Origin of the sequence: Haemophilus haemolyticus (genome assembly GCF_001679045.1) — a bacterium.
GTDB lineage: Bacteria > Pseudomonadota > Gammaproteobacteria > Enterobacterales > Pasteurellaceae > Haemophilus > Haemophilus haemolyticus.
Genome location: NZ_LYCK01000012.1, coordinates 379963 through 398405 on the forward strand (window position 1 = coordinate 379963; position 18443 = coordinate 398405).

Annotated in this window: 15 protein-coding genes and 2 pseudogenes; 11 read left to right on the forward strand and 6 right to left on the reverse strand. The window is 39.2% G+C overall.

Annotated elements, in window-relative coordinates; all coding sequences use genetic code 11:
• The first annotated feature begins 8 nt into the window (after positions 1 to 8).
• From trpCF to A8M50_RS09080, 9 genes and pseudogenes are all read left to right on the forward strand, one after another.
• Positions 9 to 1442 carry a bifunctional indole-3-glycerol-phosphate synthase TrpC/phosphoribosylanthranilate isomerase TrpF gene (gene trpCF / locus A8M50_RS05220; protein ID WP_005645330.1) on the forward strand — a complete coding sequence of 478 codons (1434 nt, stop codon included), beginning with the start codon at positions 9 to 11 and terminating at the stop codon, positions 1440 to 1442.
• Between the two features lie 209 nt (positions 1443 to 1651).
• On the forward strand, positions 1652 to 2797 hold the full coding sequence (gene hybO / locus A8M50_RS05225; protein WP_005645504.1) for a hydrogenase 2 small subunit: 1146 nt from the start codon (positions 1652 to 1654) through the stop codon (positions 2795 to 2797).
• A gap of 2 nt (positions 2798 to 2799) precedes the next feature.
• Complete coding sequence (gene hybA, locus A8M50_RS05230; protein WP_005645413.1) at positions 2800 to 3840, forward strand: hydrogenase 2 operon protein HybA; 1041 nt, start codon at positions 2800 to 2802, stop codon at positions 3838 to 3840.
• A complete protein-coding gene (gene hybB, locus A8M50_RS05235) occupies positions 3833 to 5059 on the forward strand; it encodes a Ni/Fe-hydrogenase cytochrome b subunit (protein WP_005629305.1) in 1227 nt (408 codons plus the stop codon). Before hybA ends, hybB begins: the two co-directional genes overlap by 8 nt.
• Entirely contained in the window at positions 5059 to 6768 is a 1710-nt protein-coding gene (gene hybC, locus A8M50_RS05240; protein ID WP_005645350.1) for a hydrogenase 2 large subunit, read from the forward strand. The genes hybB and hybC overlap by 1 nt, the downstream gene beginning before the upstream one ends.
• Positions 6768 to 7241 (forward strand): HyaD/HybD family hydrogenase maturation endopeptidase, encoded by a 474-nt coding sequence (locus tag A8M50_RS05245; RefSeq protein ID WP_005645495.1) that lies wholly within the window; start codon positions 6768 to 6770, stop codon positions 7239 to 7241. Before hybC ends, A8M50_RS05245 begins: the two co-directional genes overlap by 1 nt.
• 91 nt (positions 7242 to 7332) lie before the next feature.
• The gene (gene hybE, locus A8M50_RS05250; RefSeq protein ID WP_005645501.1) at positions 7333 to 7842 is read left to right on the forward strand and encodes a hydrogenase-2 assembly chaperone; all 510 of its coding nucleotides are present in this window, start codon (positions 7333 to 7335) and stop codon (positions 7840 to 7842) included.
• Positions 7843 to 7871: 29 nt separating this feature from the next.
• On the forward strand, positions 7872 to 8147 hold the full coding sequence (gene hybG / locus A8M50_RS05255) for a hydrogenase maturation factor HybG (RefSeq protein ID WP_005626486.1): 276 nt from the start codon (positions 7872 to 7874) through the stop codon (positions 8145 to 8147).
• A gap of 253 nt (positions 8148 to 8400) precedes the next feature.
• Positions 8401 to 8662, forward strand: a pseudogene (locus tag A8M50_RS09080) (helix-turn-helix domain-containing protein).
• 176 nt (positions 8663 to 8838) lie between these two features.
• On the opposite strand, the gene A8M50_RS05265 reads toward A8M50_RS09080, so the two are convergent.
• From A8M50_RS05265 to A8M50_RS05280, 4 genes and pseudogenes are all read right to left on the reverse strand, one after another.
• Complete coding sequence (locus A8M50_RS05265; protein WP_005645317.1) at positions 8839 to 9732, reverse strand: hypothetical protein; 894 nt, start codon at positions 9730 to 9732, stop codon at positions 8839 to 8841.
• Between the two features lie 65 nt (positions 9733 to 9797).
• Positions 9798 to 12662 (reverse strand): valine--tRNA ligase, encoded by a 2865-nt coding sequence (locus tag A8M50_RS05270; RefSeq protein WP_005645358.1) that lies wholly within the window; start codon positions 12660 to 12662, stop codon positions 9798 to 9800.
• A 710-nt stretch (positions 12663 to 13372) separates the two neighbouring features.
• Positions 13373 to 13672 (reverse strand): annotated as a pseudogene (gene yqfB, locus A8M50_RS05275) (N(4)-acetylcytidine aminohydrolase); the annotation flags it as partial.
• Positions 13673 to 13675: 3 nt separating this feature from the next.
• Complete coding sequence (locus tag A8M50_RS05280; protein WP_005645411.1) at positions 13676 to 14110, reverse strand: DNA polymerase III subunit chi; 435 nt, start codon at positions 14108 to 14110, stop codon at positions 13676 to 13678.
• A 234-nt stretch (positions 14111 to 14344) separates the two neighbouring features.
• On the opposite strand from A8M50_RS05280, the gene fumC reads away from it, so the two are divergent.
• Both fumC and A8M50_RS05290 read left to right on the forward strand, forming a co-directional pair.
• A complete protein-coding gene (gene fumC / locus A8M50_RS05285) occupies positions 14345 to 15739 on the forward strand; it encodes a class II fumarate hydratase (RefSeq protein ID WP_005645450.1) in 1395 nt (464 codons plus the stop codon).
• A gap of 127 nt (positions 15740 to 15866) precedes the next feature.
• The gene (locus tag A8M50_RS05290; RefSeq protein ID WP_005645446.1) at positions 15867 to 16475 is read left to right on the forward strand and encodes a chalcone isomerase family protein; all 609 of its coding nucleotides are present in this window, start codon (positions 15867 to 15869) and stop codon (positions 16473 to 16475) included.
• A 100-nt stretch (positions 16476 to 16575) separates the two neighbouring features.
• Here the strand turns inward: A8M50_RS05290 and A8M50_RS05295 are convergent, their stop codons facing one another.
• Positions 16576 to 17400, reverse strand: coding sequence for a PHP domain-containing protein (locus A8M50_RS05295; RefSeq protein WP_005645296.1), 825 nt, complete (start codon positions 17398 to 17400; stop codon positions 16576 to 16578).
• Positions 17400 to 18419: a quinone-dependent dihydroorotate dehydrogenase gene (pyrD, locus tag A8M50_RS05300; protein WP_005645290.1), complete on the reverse strand. Its 1020-nt coding sequence runs from the start codon at positions 18417 to 18419 to the stop codon at positions 17400 to 17402. The genes A8M50_RS05295 and pyrD overlap by 1 nt, the downstream gene beginning before the upstream one ends.
• Between the last annotated feature and the right edge of the window lie 24 nt (positions 18420 to 18443).

Genomic DNA, 18443 nt, shown 5'->3' on the forward strand with positions numbered 1-18443 from the left:
GAAAAATGATGATCACTCAAGATTTTACCAAACCCATTGATTCCGCTACTGTGCTACAAAAAATTGTGCTTGATAAAGCGCAATGGGTTAAAGCAAAGGAAACTGAATTTCCGCTTTCTCAGTTTAAACAAAACGTTCAAAAATCTGACCGCTCTTTTTACTCAGCGTTAGCAAAAGGCACGCATCAAAAGCCAGCCTATATTTTGGAATGTAAAAAAGCCTCCCCTTCCAAGGGATTAATTCGTGCTGAATTTAATTTGGAAGACATCGCCAATGTCTATAAACATTATGCCTCTGCTGTATCTGTTCTGACAGATGAAAAATATTTCCAGGGGAATTTTGAGTTCTTGCCTTTAGTTCGCGCTATCGTAAGCCAGCCTGTGCTTTGCAAAGATTTTATGATCAGCGAATATCAAGTTTACCTTGCTCGCTACTATCAAGCGGATGCAATTTTATTAATGCTTTCCGTCGTCAACGATGAGACTTATCGTGTGCTGGCAGATCTTGCCCATTCTCTTGGTATGGGCGTATTGACAGAAACCAGTAATGAAGAAGAATTTGAACGTGCCCTTGCGCTTGGTGCAAAAATTATTGGTGTTAATAATCGTAACTTGCACGATTTAACTGTGGATTTAAATCGTGTTGTGGAACTCACTGAAAAATACGCCGATCGTATTCCAACTGATATACGTATTATTAGTGAATCAGGCATTTACAATCACAAGCAAATTCGTCAATTACAAAAAGTGGCGCATGGTTTCTTAATTGGGAGTAGCTTAATGGGCAACCAAGATTTGAATAATGCGGTTCGCTCAGTCATTTTTGGAGAAAATAAAGTATGTGGTTTAACACGCGCGCAAGATGTCAAAATCGTTTACGAAAACGGTGCAGTTTACGGCGGATTAATCTTCGTAGAACATTCAAAACGTTGTGTAAGTTTACGCCAAGCGCAAGAATTGGTAACCGCTGCTCGACTTCGATTTGTTGGTGTTTTTCAGAATCAAGAAATTGACTTTATCGTAAAAATAGCCAACCAGTTACAGCTTTATGCGGTGCAATTACATGGTGTAGAAACTGCAGCATTTATTACCACACTTCGCCAGCAACTACCAGAAAACACGCAAATTTGGAAAGCGATTTCGGTCAATACTGAAGCCCAAAGTGCGGTTGATTTTACTGATGATTTAAATGTGGATCGTTATATTTTTGATAGTCAAACCGCGAACCAGCAAGGTGGCACGGGTAAAACCTTTGATTGGTCATTAATTCCTGAAAATCTTAAACACAAGATTATTTTAGCTGGAGGCATCTCACCAAATAATGTGGAAGAAGCCATTCAACAAAATTGCTTAGGGTTGGATCTTAATTCTGGAGTAGAAAGTTCTGCGGGCGTAAAAGATCAAGAAAAAGTGCGGTTAGTTTTTGAAAAAATTTGCTCTTAATTCAATCTAAGGCTGTGTTCTACAGCCTTTATTTTTGTTCTTTTTCAATCAAATAAGAACTCCTCTCAAATACAATAACATTACGTTCACAATTTGGACATATTTTTTCTATAAATTCTTCATTTCATGATTATGATCAAATTTTTTTTGAAGAAAACATTTATCATTGGCCAATTTCCACAATAAATGTGTGTCTTTGGAGTGATACTATGAATAATCCGGATGGCGTTTTTTCTGCGTTGGCAGATGTTTCTCGCCGAGATTTTATGAAATTATGTACCGCACTTGCGGCTACGATGGGGCTAAATTCTAAAGCTGGCGCTGAAATGACGGCAGCAATGACCAGTCCAGCACGCCCACCCGTACTTTGGATTGGTGCGCAAGAATGTACTGGCTGTACCGAATCTTTACTGCGTGCAACCCACCCAACTGTTGAAAATCTCGTACTCGATTTAATTTCCCTCGAATATCATGAGGTACTTTCTGCCGCATTTGGTGAACAAGCGGAAGAAAATAAACATAATGCTATCCATAATTATTACGGCAAATATGTGCTTGTAGTGGATGGTTCCATTCCAATTAAAGACGGCGGTGTTTACTGCATGGTGGCAGGCAAACCAATTGTGGAACATATTCGTGAAGCAGCAAAAGGTGCGGCAGCCATTATTGCAATTGGATCATGCTCATCTTGGGGCGGTGTTCCATCTTGCGGTGGCAACCCAACAGGTGCAGTCAGTCTTTCTGAAGTGTTACCAAAAGGCACACCAATTATTAACATTCCTGGTTGCCCTCCTAACCCACATAATTTCTTAGCAACCGTTGCCTATATCATCACTTATAAAAAATTGCCAGCAATGGATAAATTAAATCGTCCATTGTTTGCTTATGACCGTCTAATCCATGAAAACTGTTATCGCCGACCGCACTTTGATGCAGGCCGTTTCGCAAAAGAATTTGGCGATTATGGTCATCGTCATGGCTGGTGTTTATATCATTTAGGTTGTAAAGGACCCGAAACTTACGGCAACTGCTCTACACTAGAATTCTGTGATGTTGGTGGTAATAACTGGCCAGTGGGTATCGGACATCCTTGCTATGGCTGTAACGATCAAGGTATCGGCTTTACCAAAGGCATTTTCCAATTAGCGAACGTAGAAAATCCAACGCCACGCGTGGAAAAACCAGATGTGAACAATGTTGAAGGCGAAGGCGCCTCAATGACGGCGATTGGCTTATTAGGCGGTGCCGCAGCCATTTTAGCAGGCGTCAGCGTTGTGACATTGAAAGAATTAAGCAAACAACATAAAGCGAACAAAGCTGCAGACAATCAAGCCAATCAAGATCAAGGACACTAAAGATGGATAGACGAAATTTCCTTAAGGCAGGTCTGCTGGGAACAGTCACATCAGGTCTGCCCGTTGCAAAAGCCGAAGCGGTGGAAAATCTTCCGCCAATTCCTGGCGCACTAGGGATGCTTTATGACTCCACACTTTGCGTTGGCTGTCAGGCTTGTGTCGCAGAATGTCAGCAAGTGAACAAAACACCTGTCAATCCCAAAGGTGAGCAAACTTGGGCAAACAATGACAAACTTACTCCGTTCACACGCAATGTGATTCAAGTATGGAGCGATGGAGACGGCAAAAATAAAGATAAAACCGAAAACGGTTATGCTTATGTTAAAAAACAATGTATGCACTGTGTTGATCCAAACTGCGTTTCCGTTTGTCCAGTACAGGCTTTAACCAAAGATCCTAAAACAGGTATTGTTAAATACGATCCTGATATTTGTACTGGTTGCCGTTATTGCATGGTCGGCTGTCCGTTTGACGTGCCAAAATATGATTACGATAATCCATTTGGTCAAATCAGCAAATGTGAACTTTGCAACCAAAAAGGTGTGGAACGCTTAGATAAAGGTGAATTACCAGGTTGTTGTCATGTTTGTCCAACTGGCGCAATTATTTTTGGTACCCGTGAAGAACTTTTAGCAGAAGCAAAACGTCGTTTAAGTTTATTACGTGGCACCGAATATGACTATCCTCGCCAACATGTAAACAGCAAAGACACTTATCGCGCAACCGTGCCAGCCTATCAATATCGTATTTACGGTGAAAAAGAAGGTGGAGGTACACAAGTATTAGTCTTAAGTGCGGTTCCGCAAGAAAATTTAGGTTTCCCTGAGTTAGATGATATTGCTACAGGTGCACGTGCAGCGCATTTACAGCACTTCTTGTATCGCGGTTTAGCATTGCCACTGGTGGCATTAGCCGGTTTAACAATGATGACTTATAAGAATATGCACGGCGATAAGATTCGCGAACGAATTGAAGCGCAAAAAGAAGCAATGCGCCAAGCGCGTAAAGAAATGGAAGAAACGGAGGATGAACATCATGGGTAATCCACGTCCAGTGGGCGGTCGATTAGTTTCCGCCAGTATTCTCTTTTTTGCACCTTTGGCTGTAATTTGTATCTTATTAATTATCAAACGTTTGTTCTTAGGTATCGGTTCCGTCACCGCACTTAACGGCGGTTATCCTTGGGGCTTATGGATTTCCTTTGACTTACTTGTAGGCACAGGTTTTGCCTGTGGTGGTTGGGCATTAGCTTGGACAGTATATATTTTCAACAAAGGGAAATATCACCCTCTTGTGCGTCCTGCATTGCTTGCCAGCTTATTCGGCTATTCATTAGGTGGTCTTTCCATCACTATTGATATGGGTCGTTACTGGCACTTGCCTTACTTCTACATTCCAGGTCAATTCAATACAAACTCGGTGTTATTTGAAACCGCATTTTGTATGACGATTTACATCATTGTTGTCACCCTTGAATTTGCGCCAGTTTGGCTCGGGTTCTTAGGATTGAAAAAATGGTTTAATAAGCTCAACAAAATTATGTTCTTTGTCATCGCACTTGGCGCACTATTGCCGATGATGCACCAATCATCTATGGGATCATTAATGATCGCCGCAGGTCATAAAGTTCATCAAGTGTGGCAAAGCTATGAAGCATTACCAATCTTATCCTTACTCACCGCATTTATTATGGGCTTTTCTATCGTCATTTTTGAAGGTTCTTTAGTGCGTGCAGGTTTGGCAGGAAAAACACCAGATGAGCGTTCACTCTTTACCCAGCTTGCAAAAGTGACCGCTGGATTAATCGCACTTTTCCTTGCGGTACGCTTTGGCGAATTGATTTACCATGACAAACTCCATTATGTATTCGGATTCGATAAACTTGGTAAATTTGAAGCTTGGATGTTTTGGATGGAAGTATGGCTAATGACATTACCATTACTCACTTTATTCCTTGGTGAGAAAAAATCTGATTCACGTTGGCTATTTATCTCAGCCTTGAGCATGTTACTTGGCGCAGCCCTATGGCGTTTAAATTATTCAATGATTATGTACGATCCTGGTAATGGCTATCGTTACTTCCCATCAGCAGAAGAATTGCTAATTTCTATTGGTTTCGTTTCCATCGAAATTTGCGCCTATATTTTAATAATTCGTCTATTCCCTGTCTTACCAGTGTTGAAAGAAAAACATCATGAAGACTCGGAACAAATTATTGCCGAAAAAGCACAATTCAGTAAAAAAATGAGCGGAGCAGAATAATGACTGAAAAAAAACGTATCTCAATCGACCCTATCACACGCATTGAAGGCCATTTGCGTATCGATTGCGAAATTGAAAATGGCGTAGTAACAAATGCTTGGTCATCAGGCACAATGTGGCGTGGTATGGAAAATATCGTGAAAGGTTCAGATCCGCGTGATGCTTGGATGATTATGCAACGTATTTGTGGCGTTTGTACAACCGTTCACGCCATTATTAGTGTGCGTGCAGTGGAAGATGCTCTCGGCGCCAAAGTGCCAGTGAATGCACAATATATCCGCAATATGATTCTTTCTGCTCATAGCATGCACGACCATATCGTTCATTTTTATCAACTTTCTGCAATGGACTGGGTGGATATCACTGCGGCACTGAATGCTGATCCCGATAAAGCCGCTGAAATGCTTAAAGGTGTTTCAACATGGGGACTAAACAGTGCTAATGAATTCCGCAACGTCCAAAATAAAATTAAATCTTTAGTTGAAAGCGGTCAGCTTGGTATTTTTGCCAATGGCTATTTCGGTCACCCTGCCATGAAATTACCGCCAGAAGTAAACTTAATTGCGGTGGCTCACTACTTACAAGCACTTGAATGTCAACGTGATTGTAACCGTATTGTGGCATTACTCGGCGGAAAAACACCGCACATTCAAAACCTAGCAATTGGTGGTGTAGCAAACCCAATCAACTTAGACTCTCAATCAGTATTAAACTTAGAACGTTTAATGTTTGTAAAATCCTGTATTGATCGTTTAAATGACTTCGTGACTCAAGTTTATCGTGTTGATGCGGCTATCATTGCAGCTTATTACCCAGAATGGCTTAATCTTGGTAAAACATCAGGTAACTATCTTTCTGTACCTGAATATCCAATTGACGGTGATAATTCTAAATTTGCTCTAACGGGTGGCTACATTGAAAACTTCGATATTTCGACCTTCCGTCCTATTACGCAACAAAAAGATGAATTTGTTGTAAAAGGCATTAAGGAAAGTGGTAAACACGCTTGGTATGAAGACGATGAACCGCTTGAACCTTGGGCTGGTTTAACACGTCCCAAATATACAGGCTGGCAAGATGAAGGCAAATATTCATGGGTTAAAGCGCCAAGTTTCTACGGAAAAGTTGTTGAAGTGGGCCCTCTTGCCTATTTAATGTGTAACTTAGCAAACGAAAATAAAGATACATTACATCACTTTAACCATATTAAAGGGTTGTATGAAAAATTAAGCGGCAATACTTTATCTGTTGACCATTTACACTCAACATTAGGTCGTATTATTGCTCGTACCGTACATTGTTGCGTGCTAAATAATATTCTTGAACAACAATGGAAACTACTTGTTGATAATATTGGCACTGGTGATACTGTTGCTTATCTCAAGACAGACATTCCACAAACAGGTGAGTTTAAAGGTGTTGGTTTTGGTGAGGTACCTCGTGGCATGCTCTCTCACTGGGTTGTCGTTAAAAATGGCAAAATCGAAAATTATCAAGCCGTTGTACCATCAACTTGGAATGCAGGCCCTCGTAACCAAAATGATGAAATGGGGCCTTATGAGCTTTCCATCATCGGTACACCTGTAGCAGATCCGACAAAACCATTAGAAGTTGTGCGCACAATCCACTCTTTCGACCCTTGCATGTCATGCGCAGTGCATGTTGTGAACACAGAAAATGGTGAAGTCACACAAGTGAAGGTGCTCTAATGAAGCCATTAATCTTAGGCGTTGGTAATATTTTACTCGGCGATGAAGGCGTGGGCGTACGAATCGCCCAAGCCCTAGAAAATCGCCCTGAAATTTTACCGCACTTTGACGTGGTTGACGGTGGCACTTGCGGCATGGAATTATTGGATGAAATGGCAAATCGTGAGCATATCATCATCATCGATGCCGTACTTGCCAATAAACAGCCAGGAAAAATAATTGTGCTTCATGATGAGCAAGTGCCAGTATTTTTCTCGCGTAAAATTTCACCACACCAACTTGGTATTTGCGATGTACTTTCTGCGTTAAAATTAACGGATGAATTCCCTAAAAACCTATGTTTAATAGGGGTTCAACCAGAAACGTTTGAGCCGCAGATTGAATTAAGTGAAACAATTCAAAAACAATTCCCAGAAATTTTTAAAACATTAGAAAACGTTTTGAAAGAGTATGGATTTCACGTTCAAATATAGATGAGAAATAATACATTTCACGCACGCCATAATTTGCTCTTATGGTATGCGTGAATTGTTGAAATTCACCTCGCTGTAAATTTTAATAATTATGTATCGACACGAAAAAACACCAGAAAATACCACCGCACTTGAAGGTGTCATTAAAGGCTTCGCCGAAGATCCATCTTCAATCTTCCAAAACGAAATGCGAAAAGTTGCAGAAGAAATGAAAGATCTTCCTTTCTATCGAAAAGGTATCGATTGCTATTGTCCTAAATTTGTACTTTTTGAAAACCAATGGATAGGTACGGTTGTGACACCTTGGATGTTGAGTATTGTCATTTTGCCAGGCAAAGATCAAGAATGGGAACCGCGCGAAATTGGCGATAAACTTTCAGTACAACTACCCTATAAAACCTTCACTTTCACAGTGAGTAGTTTAGAAAATATTCCACAATATCTTAGTTGCTCCCTTCATTCTCCGATTGATCCTGCAATGACAAATACTCAAGCAGTTCAACTCGCACAAGATTGCCTCAGAATGATTTTATCTATGCCAACAAAAGCAACAACTTTTGATCCAGATCGACGTAACTTATTCCGCGCGATAGTAAAATAGACACAAATTTCAATAGGAGTGAAAGTATTATGTGTTTAGGTGTTCCAGGCCAAATTGTTAAGATTGGCGAAAGTGCTCTTCAACTTGCCACAGTGGATGTATGTGGCGTACAACGTGATGTGAATATTTCTCTAGTCTGCACTGGAGATCCTGCCGATTTACTTGGTAAATGGGTGCTCGTTCATGTCGGCTTTGCAATGAGTGTTATTGATGAAGATGAAGCCAAGAAAACCCAAGAAGCCCTACTTGCCATGAGTCAACTAGAACACGAAGTTGGGGATTTTTTAGGATTAAATCAAAAATAAAAAAGTAGGCATTGCGCCTACTTTTTTATTTCAATTTATACCTCTCAATCTTTCTAATTTTTCTAATCTAAACCAATATTTCTCTTGTCTTTTTGTTTAAGAATATTTCTATAACAATGTAAAAAGTCTATTAATTGAATCATTTAATTGTAATGTAGAAGATGATAGTGCAGTGGAAATTTTAATCTTTTGCAGCTTATATCGCATATGATATAAAACAAGCCTTATACTTCATAGCGTATGAAGAGTCACAATGGTTATTATCACCGCAAAAATGCTTTCTCATGTAATTAGAGTATTTCTCTATCAAGGAGAGCTGTCACAAACTGATGTCGCTAAACTCGCCAGAACGACCCCAACTAGAATTTCTAGCGTTTTAGAATAAGCCAGAGCGTACTAAATCAGAAACACTATTTAAAATTCTAGCTGAACTAGAGTTAGAGCTTATTATGAAACCACGCAAAAAGTCATCTGATACTGCTCCCTCAATCAAGGAAGAAAGCGAAGATTTCTGAATTTCTTTAGCCGACGCTCAGGAAAAAACAGCGCGGCTTTATATCAGAATCAATGGCAGCGCCCTTTGCATTCCACCACGACCAGTCATATTTTTAATTACCTATGGATATTATTTGGCTAGAGCCACTTAATCTTTCCTATCGTTGCTAGAACTAATGGCTTGTCTGAAATTCAGTTAAGAAAACCATTGAATAATTATATCTATAGCCTCAATCAGTCCTGTTCCACCCAAAATAACCCCGATTACCCCTAGCTTCCAATTACGTTTTTCATTAATACTCTGTTCTGCTTTTTGTTGAGTATAACTTAGTATTTGATGTACTTGTGCCAACTGAGAAGTAACCTCATTGTTTTTATCTCTAAGGTGATATGCCTCTCGTATATGTTCCCAAGCACAAAATGTTGGATAACGAGAAAACTCAATTGGATTATCAAAATAATAACGCGCATTAAAAATTGCTGCTTCAGTATACAACTTATCTAACTCTTGAATATTATCCGGCTTAGCCAAAACATTTGCTAACTCTTCGCTAATTTTATGTAACGCTCTGTAATATGCTAAAGCCAACATAATTAAAAATACTTGTCTATAAGCATTTGTCACCGTACCAAAAGATTCAAAAATAGCCATACCTCGGCCATCTATCGCACGCCACTCATTGCTCAAATGGAAAAATTCATTTTTATCTAACGAATCAGAATTACGGATAAACCAAGAAGAATTTTTTATGACTAAGCTTTCCTCCGAAGGAATTACACCTGATGCAATAACAATACTTCCTAAACTTTCTTTGCTATCTAATTTATCAAAAAGTACTGCTTTTAATTCTTCTTTAGTATCAAATAGTTTATTCGGAGAGTGAGAACAAAAATGCAAGGTTTGAGAAAATCGATTTCCTTGGAAAAAAGTTACTTTAAGAGCATATTGTTCAAAATTGTCTTCCGTAAACATAGTTTGTAATAGAAGAGGATTCAAAAATTTAATTTGCTGTTTACATAAAGAAGGCTTATTTGTTAAAGATATATGTTTTTCTAAAGGGTATATTTTTCCAAAATAAATATCTTTCATTATTCTCATCCTTCACAATAAAAAATATCCCTTCTGAAATAAACAGAAGGGACATAATATTTAAACTACAACGCTTCAATCGCCTTATACTGCTCTTGGATTTTTTCTAATCCAGATTGGTATTCCGCTTGTTTTTCACGTTCTTTCGCAATCACTGCTTCAGGTGCTTTAGCCACGAAAGCTTCGTTGCTAAGTTTGTTCTCGATACGTTTAACTTCATTTTGATATTTTTCAATCTCTTTAGTTAACCGAGCAAGTTCCGCTTCTTTATTGATAAAGCCAGCCATTGGCACGAGTAATTCAGCATTGCCAACGAGTTTCGCTACCGCAAGTGGTGCAGTTTCATTTGCCGATAACACTTGAACGTTGTCTAATTTCGCCATGGCTTTTAAAAGAGCGGTCTGTTTTTCGAGAATTTTTGCATTTTCTGTGCTTAAATTACGGAATAACAGATCGAGGCCTTTGCTTGGTGGAATATTGCTCTCGGCACGGATGTTACGCACAGCAACAATTACTTCTTTAAGCCAATTGATCTCTGTTTCTGCTTCGGCATCAAACGCATTTTCTTCCACACGTGGGAAAGGTTGCAACATAATGCTGTCGGCCGTGATACCCATAAACCCTTTCACTTTTTGCCAAATTTCTTCGGTAATAAATGGAATAAGTGGATGTGCTAAACGTAATAATTTTTCTAACACGTGAACCAAGGTTTGGCTTGCCGCACGAATTTGTGCTGCATTGCCGTTGGCAAATACTGGTTTAGTCAATTCTAAATACCAGTCGCAGAATTGGTTCCAGGTAAACTCATAAATCGCATTGGCACAAAGGTCGAAACGATATTGGCTTAATGAATTACGGAAAGTTTCCACTGTGCGATTGAATTCTGATTGAATCCAACGATCAGCTAATGAGAATTCGATCTCGCCTTCGCTTAAATCTAATTTTTCATTCGTTAAGACGAAACGGCTTGCATTCCACAATTTGTTACAGAAGTTGCGGTAGCCCTCTAAACGTTTCATATCCCAGTTAATATCGCGACCGTTTGAAGCCAATGCAGCTAATGTGAATCGCAATGCGTCTGTACCGTGAGCGGCAATGCCGTCCACAAATTCTTTGCGCGTTGCTTTAGCAATTTTCTCTGCTAATTGCGGCTGCATCATGTTGCCAGTGCGTTTTTCAAGTAAATCTTCAAGGCTAATACCGTCAATCATATCGATTGGGTCAAGTACGTTACCTTTTGATTTCGACATTTTTTGACCTTGCTCATCACGGATTAAGCCCGTTACGTACACGGTTTTGAATGGTACTTGTGGTTTGCCGTTTTCATCTTTTACGAAGTGCATCGTAAACATAATCATACGCGCAACCCAGAAGAAGATGATGTCAAAGCCAGTAATCAACACATCCGTTGGGTGGAACATTTTGAGCTCTTTGGTTTGCTCCGGCCAACCTAAGGTAGAGAACGTCCACAAGCCTGAGGAGAACCACGTGTCTAACACATCTTCATCTTGTTTGAGTTCAACCGCAGAATCTAAGTTATATTTTGACCGCACTTCTTCTTCGTTACGAGCCACATAAACGTTGCCTTCCGCGTCATACCACGCTGGAATACGGTGTCCCCACCAAAGTTGGCGAGAGATACACCAATCTTGAATATCACGCATCCAAGAGAAGTAAAGGTTTTCATATTGTTTCGGCACGAATTGGATTTCGCCGTCTTCCACCGCTTTAATCGCTACATCAGCAAGCGGTTTCACGCTTACATACCATTGATCTGTTAGCATTGGCTCAATCGGCACTCCGCCACGGTCGCCATAAGGCACTTTCAAATCGTGTGGCTTAATTTCGTCTAATAAACCTAGCGCTTCAAAATCTGCCACAATTTTCTTACGCGCCGCAAAACGCTCTAAGCCACGGTAATCCTCAGGAATTGTTGCTTCATAACCCGCAAGTGGTTTGCCATCGGTGCCGATAATTTCCGCTTCATCACGAATATCCGCGTTTAAGGTTAACACGTTGACCATCGGCAAGCTGTGACGTTTACCCACTTCGTAGTCGTTAAAGTCGTGTGCAGGGGTGATTTTCACCACACCCGTACCAAATTCACGATCCACATATTCATCGGCAATAATCGGAATTTCACGGTTTGCCAATGGCAGAACCACAGTTTTGCCGATTAAAGATTGATAACGCTCATCTTCAGGATGCACTGCAACCGCTGTATCACCCAACATGGTTTCTGGACGCGTGGTTGCGACCACTAAATAATCTTTACCATCAGCGGTTTTCACGCCGTTGGCTAACGGATAACGGAAATGCCAAAGGGAACCTTTGCTCTCTTTGTTTTCCACTTCTAAATCAGAAATCGCAGTGTGAAGTTTTGGATCCCAGTTTACTAAGCGTTTGCCACGGTAAATCAAGCCTTCTTCATGCAAACGAACAAACACTTCTTTTACCGCATTGGATAACCCCTCGTCCATGGTGAAACGCTCACGTTCCCAGTCGATAGAGTTACCTAAACGGCGCATTTGTTGGCTAATTGTGCCACCGGAATAGGCTTTCCAATCCCAAATTTTGTTGATAAACGCTTCGCGACCATAATCATGGCGGGTTTTGCCTTCTTCTGCCGCAATTTTACGCTCCACCACCATTTGGGTTGCGATGCCCGCGTGGTCTGTCCCCGCTTGCCACAAGGTGTTATGCCCTTCCATACGATGAAAACGGATTAACGTATCCATTAAAGTTTGTTGGAAAGCATGCCCCATGTGTAGAGAGCCGGTTACGTTCGGAGGAGGAATCGCAATGCAATAGCTCGGCGCGTTTTCATTTTCAGACGGTTTAAAATAACCGCTCTCTTCCCAATGTTGATAAAGGGCTTGTTCTACCGCAGACGGATTAAAACGGTCTGCCATTTCGAATTTTTGTGTCATTTATTTTTCTCTTGGTTAGGTGCGAATTGTTGCACCGTTAATTAAATTATCACTGTTGAAATTTTGAATTTTTCTGAAAAATCTTCTCTATTTTTCCATATAGAAAAGAATGGAATAATAACTTGTTCTACATCCATACCTAACATTTGTTCTCTTATAAAACTTTCGTTTAAATCAGAAATTGCAGGAATAATGCTAAATTCTGGAAGATGATTACAAAACAAAAATGAATAAATTTTATTTACTTTATTTGATTTTACATTTCTACATATATTGGCAATATTTATTTTAGACTGAACTAATAATTTTTCTAAAGAATCAACCCAATTTGACTGTACTAAGGCATTAACATTAGAATCTTTAAAATCAGATATAAAGTCCAAACAATCAATAACATCCCAATGAACGATGTTTGAGTTTGTTATGCAAGTAACTAGCATTTCTAAAGCAAAAATCGCTCGCTCTTGAGTAATAAAATCTTTTTCTTGTATGAGCAAATTAAATTGCTTATTTTCATCAATCACTTCATCAGTGATAATAATTGTATTTATCTCATCTAGTTCATTTTCTAACTTTTTATATAAACCATCCTTATAGGGAAGAAAAACTAAATAAAAATCGCCTTGATAAGACTCTAAATTCAATCTTTGATAAAACGATTCTGAGTTATATTTCCCTTGACATACGATATAGAATGTTCCTATAGGAATTAATTTGAAAGAGAGAATAAAAAACTGCTCTTCGTTCGGATAAATCCCTCGAATCACCTCTTTTAATTCTTCCAACCCCATATTCTCCTGCTTCGCATGCAGTTCCGTCAGTTCATCAAGGGTAATCGGCGAAACATTTAACACTTCAATCGTGCAGAAATATTGATTATCTTCAAAGCGCCCCACACGTAAAATATCACCTGCTTTAAAATGGCTTTCAGATTTATCTCGAATGGTGATGGTTTTACGCCCTGCGAGAATATCGGCTTCAAAGCGTTGGTAAAAGGTAATGTCGTTCATTTATTAACCCACGTTTTCAGTAGAAAGATTCCAACCTTGCAGACGTAATTGTTTATAGCGTTCTCGAGCTTGTGTTTTTAAGGCATCATCTTTCGGTACAAAATCAATAATTTGGGTAAAACTATGGCTAAAATCTGGAATTTCTTGTTGCAAATTAATTAACACGTCACGGCGTTGTAAATTTCGTTTTCCAAGCCATGAAATCTCAATCGGCGTGGGATATTGTGTAGCTTCACCCGATAAATTATGCGGAACAAATTCATTGGGATCTCGTTGCCACAAACGCTCGTCAATCTCTAGCGCTTGAGCCTCACTTTCACAGCTAATTAATACTTTTTTCCCTGATCGCCATATTGAAGCAGCAAGATTACAGGCTATTTCTTCGACAGTTAACGTACAATCTTCCGTAAGAATGTAAAATTGCGCAGTTTTTGCCATTTTAGCCCCGTTATTTTCTCAATCTTGCCCTATAAAGAGGTTAAAATTTTAACGAAAAAACCCTAAAAAATAAATAATTAAATATACATTATTACAAATGCGTGAAAATCCACCGCACTTTTATGATCTATGTCACAAAACTGATTTTTAACGTTTTTGTTACGTTCCACTCATAACTCTGAAGTGTTAAAATCAATCCAGTTTTAATTTTCATTCAATTCATAGGAGTACAGAATGGCATTTCGTATTGAAAAAGACACAATGGGTGAAGTTCAAGTTCCAGCAGATAAATACTGGGCTGCACAAACTGAACGTTCACGCAATAACTTTAAAATTGGTCCTGCCGCATCAATGCCACATGAAATTATCGAAGCTTTTGGCTATTTGAAAAAAGCAGCCGCATTTGCTAATCATGATTTAGGTGTATTACCTCTTGAAAAACGTGATTTAATTGCACAGGCTTGTGACGAAATTTTAGCAAATAAATTAGATGATCAATTCCCACTCGTTATTTGGCAAACTGGTTCTGGTACACAATCCAACATGAATGTGAACGAAGTGGTTGCAAATCGTGCTCATGTGCTAAACGGTGGAAAATTAGGTGAAAAATCTATCATTCATCCAAATGATGATGTGAACAAATCACAATCTTCAAATGATACTTTCCCAACGGCAATGCACATTGCGGCATATAAAAAAGTAGTTGAGCACACCATTCCTTGTGTTGAACGTTTACAAAAAACTTTTGCGGCAAAATCTGAAGCCTTCAAAAACGTGGTAAAAATTGGCCGCACTCACTTAATGGATGCAACGCCACTCACATTAGGCCAAGAATTTTCGGCTTATGCTGCTCAATTAGATTTCGGCTTAAAAGCATTAAAAAATACTCTTCCACATTTAAGTCAATTAGCATTAGGTGGCACAGCGGTTGGCACAGGTTTGAACACGCCGAAAGGCTATGATGTGAAAGTGGCAGATTACATTGCAAAATTCACCGCACTTCCATTTGTCACTGCAGATAATAAATTTGAAGCATTAGCCGCTCATGATGCGATTGTTGAAACTCACGGTGCATTACGTCAATTAGCAATGAGTTTATTTAAAATTGCAAACGATATTCGTCTATTAGCATCAGGCCCGCGTTCAGGAATTGGCGAAATTTTAATTCCTGAAAATGAACCGGGTTCATCAATCATGCCAGGTAAAGTCAACCCTACTCAATGCGAAGCGATGACAATGGTCTGCGCACAAGTATTTGGTAACGACACCACTATCGCATTTGTAGGCTCACAAGGTCACTTCCAATTAAATGTGTTCAACCCTGTAATGATTGCAAACTTCTTACAATCTGCTCAATTATTGGGTGATGTTTGCGTATCTTTCGATGAACACTGTGCAGTGGGTATTGAACCAAACTATCCTCGAATTAAACAACAACTTGAAAATTCATTGATGTTGGTGACCGCACTTAATACGCATATTGGCTATGAAAACGCAGCTAAAATTGCAAAAACTGCACACAAAAATGGTACAACATTGCGTGAAGAAGCGATTAATTTAGGCTTAGTTTCTGCTGAAGATTTTGATAAATGGGTTCGCCCAGAAGATATGGTGGGTAGCCTAAAATAATTCACCGTACAAATTAACATCAGTAATATTAAAGGCGAGTAAAATTACTCGCCTTTTTACTCGTTTATCATTTGTTTTTTGATGCGGTTTGTTATAATCAACACAATTTTACTCACGGCAATTTATTATGAAAATGAAATCCCTATTTGTGGCAATGATAACGTTTTTTTCTGCCGCACCTTTTGCTCATTGGCAACCCATTGGAAATGCCGAATACACGTGGGGGCCGTTCCATGTTTATACCATTGGTTTATTTTCTGAAACGGGTACTTATCAAGAAAATGAACGCCCATTAATGCTCTCGTTCAAATATGAAAAACCCATTGAAGGGAAAAATTTTGCGATTACGCTTATTAAAGAAATCGAAACCTTAAAACTTAATGATGGCGATACTCAAAGCTGGCTTAAAGAAATGCAATCCACATTTCCGGATTTCTCACCAAACGACATTTTAAACTATATTGCTTTACCAGATAGAGGCTACTTCGTCTTAAATGACACTGTTTTGGAACACGATTTTGATGCTAAATTTAATCAAGCGTTTATCGGCATCTGGCTTGCACCGAATAGTACCTTCGCAAAACTTCAACCACAATTATTAGGCAAAACGAAAAGCAATCATGAAGCGACAGAGTTTTATCTCAAACCTGAAATTGAATCCGTTGATGAACAAGATTCAATGCCTGAATTGCCGCCACATTATTTATTAGATAATCAGAAAAAATCCGAAGGATAAATTCAGTTTTTTATATTTTGAACCATAAAAAATACCTGTTTCCAAATAAATTTTATTATCAAGGAAACAGGTATTTATTATTTGAACATTCTCTATCTGACTAAAATTTTTCCCAAACTGGGATGACGCCATCAACTAAATCTAAATTTTTTCCTAACTCTACCCAACCACAAGGAAAATGAAAATCGGAGCCAACCGATCCCAGTAAATCAAATTCTTTTGCCCAACGAGCAAGAATTTGACGTTGATCTTTTGTCTGACCACAATCCGCCATTTCCATTCCATCACCGCCCCAAGCCTTAAAATCGGTTATCAGCTTAAGCACCCATTTCCCCGTCATGTTATAACGTAATGGATGCGCAATAATAGCTATACCGCCCGCGGCATGAATTGTCTCAATCGCTGTGGGAATATCTGTCCATTCAGCTTTGACAAATGCCGATTTTCCTTGCCCTAAATAGCGTTTAAAGGCCTGACCATCATTAGATACCTTACCAATCTGCACCAAATAACGTGCGTAATGAGCACGCGTCACTTCGCCATCGGCTAAAGCCTTTGCACCTTCATAAGCATTAGGAATCCCTGCTTTTTCTAATTTATCGCCAATTTCCACCGCTCTTTTTTCACGTAATGCTTTTTGGCTTTGCAAAAGTGCGGTCATTTTGAAATGAGTTTTATCGAAGTTTAATCCTACAATATGGATCCCTCGCCCTTCCCAATTTGTAGAAATTTCTACTCCAGTAATTAATTCAATGCCTACTTCTTTCGCTGCAGTCTCAGCTTCATCAATACCCGCAATCGTATCGTGATCACATAATGCCAGCACGTTCACGCCTTGCGCATAAGCACGATGCACTAATTCAGTTGGGCTCAATATCCCATCTGATGCTGTGCTGTGACAATGTAAGTCGTATTTTTTTGTCATTATTTAATATTTTTTACTAATTCTTTTACTAATTTTGGACCGTGATAAATCAATCCTGAATAAACTTGTAACAACTCTGCGCCAGCCTCAATTTTCTCTTGCGCATTTTGCAAGCCATCAATGCCACCGCTACCAATAATCGGAATCTGACCTTTCAGTTCTTGATGTAATCGCTTAATAATCTCGGTACTTTTATGCTGCAACGGCTTTCCACTTAATCCGCCTTGCTGTTCCGCATTTTTCATCCCCATCACAGTATCACGAGAAATCGTAGTATTCGTTGCAATAACGCCATCCATTTTATGACGAACCAACGTATCTGCAATTTGCACTAATTCACTTTCTGCTAAATCTGGTGCAATTTTTACCGCAATCGGCACATATTTATTGTATTGATTTGCTAAAACAGCCTGACGATCCTTGATGCTTCGCAATAAATCATCGAAATAATCACCATATTGTAACTGACGTAAATCCGGTGTATTGGGTGATGAAATATTCACCGTAATGTAACCAGCGTAGTTATAGGCTTTGTTCAAACAGAAAATATAATCATCTTTGCCTTGTTCTAAAGGTGTGAATTTATTCTTACCAATATTAATGCCAATCACGCCTTTATAACGGGCGTTTTTCACATTTTCTATAAGATAGTCAATACCATTATTATTAAAGCCATTACGGTTAATAATGCCTTCAGCTTCAATCAAACGAAACTGACGTGGCTTTGCATTCCCATCTTGCGCAACGGGCGTGACAGTTCCTACTTCGAGAAAACCAAAACCTAATGCACCAAAGCCATCAATCGCATCGCCATTTTTATCTGCCCCTGCCGCCAATCCAATGGGATTAGGAAAATTCACTCCCATTACCGTTTTAGGAAAGCCTTTGGGAGCATGAATAATAGATTTTAAGATCGGTTGAAATAAAGGATTACCAGCTAATTTCAAGCATTGAATCGTAAAATTATGAGCCTTTTCAGCATCCATTTGGAAAATACCGTGACGGAATAATTGATACATACTCGTTTATCTCTCGGGATAGTT

Excerpts from the sequence above, each read along its gene's own strand:
- trpCF (WP_005645330.1), top strand. The coding sequence starts at position 9 with ATGATCACTCAAGATTTTACCAAACCCATTGATTCCGCTACTGTGCTA.
- hybO (WP_005645504.1), top strand. The coding sequence starts at position 1,652 with ATGAATAATCCGGATGGCGTTTTTTCTGCGTTGGCAGATGTTTCTCGC.
- hybA (WP_005645413.1), top strand. The coding sequence starts at position 2,800 with ATGGATAGACGAAATTTCCTTAAGGCAGGTCTGCTGGGAACAGTCACA.
- hybB (WP_005629305.1), top strand. The coding sequence starts at position 3,833 with ATGGGTAATCCACGTCCAGTGGGCGGTCGATTAGTTTCCGCCAGTATT.
- hybC (WP_005645350.1), top strand. The coding sequence starts at position 5,059 with ATGACTGAAAAAAAACGTATCTCAATCGACCCTATCACACGCATTGAA.
- A8M50_RS05245 (WP_005645495.1), top strand. The coding sequence starts at position 6,768 with ATGAAGCCATTAATCTTAGGCGTTGGTAATATTTTACTCGGCGATGAA.
- hybE (WP_005645501.1), top strand. The coding sequence starts at position 7,333 with ATGTATCGACACGAAAAAACACCAGAAAATACCACCGCACTTGAAGGT.
- hybG (WP_005626486.1), top strand. The coding sequence starts at position 7,872 with ATGTGTTTAGGTGTTCCAGGCCAAATTGTTAAGATTGGCGAAAGTGCT.
- A8M50_RS05265 (WP_005645317.1), bottom strand. The coding sequence starts at position 9,732 with ATGAAAGATATTTATTTTGGAAAAATATACCCTTTAGAAAAACATATA.
- A8M50_RS05270 (WP_005645358.1), bottom strand. The coding sequence starts at position 12,662 with ATGACACAAAAATTCGAAATGGCAGACCGTTTTAATCCGTCTGCGGTA.
- A8M50_RS05280 (WP_005645411.1), bottom strand. The coding sequence starts at position 14,110 with ATGGCAAAAACTGCGCAATTTTACATTCTTACGGAAGATTGTACGTTA.
- fumC (WP_005645450.1), top strand. The coding sequence starts at position 14,345 with ATGGCATTTCGTATTGAAAAAGACACAATGGGTGAAGTTCAAGTTCCA.
- A8M50_RS05290 (WP_005645446.1), top strand. The coding sequence starts at position 15,867 with ATGAAAATGAAATCCCTATTTGTGGCAATGATAACGTTTTTTTCTGCC.
- A8M50_RS05295 (WP_005645296.1), bottom strand. The coding sequence starts at position 17,400 with ATGACAAAAAAATACGACTTACATTGTCACAGCACAGCATCAGATGGG.
- pyrD (WP_005645290.1), bottom strand. The coding sequence starts at position 18,419 with ATGTATCAATTATTCCGTCACGGTATTTTCCAAATGGATGCTGAAAAG.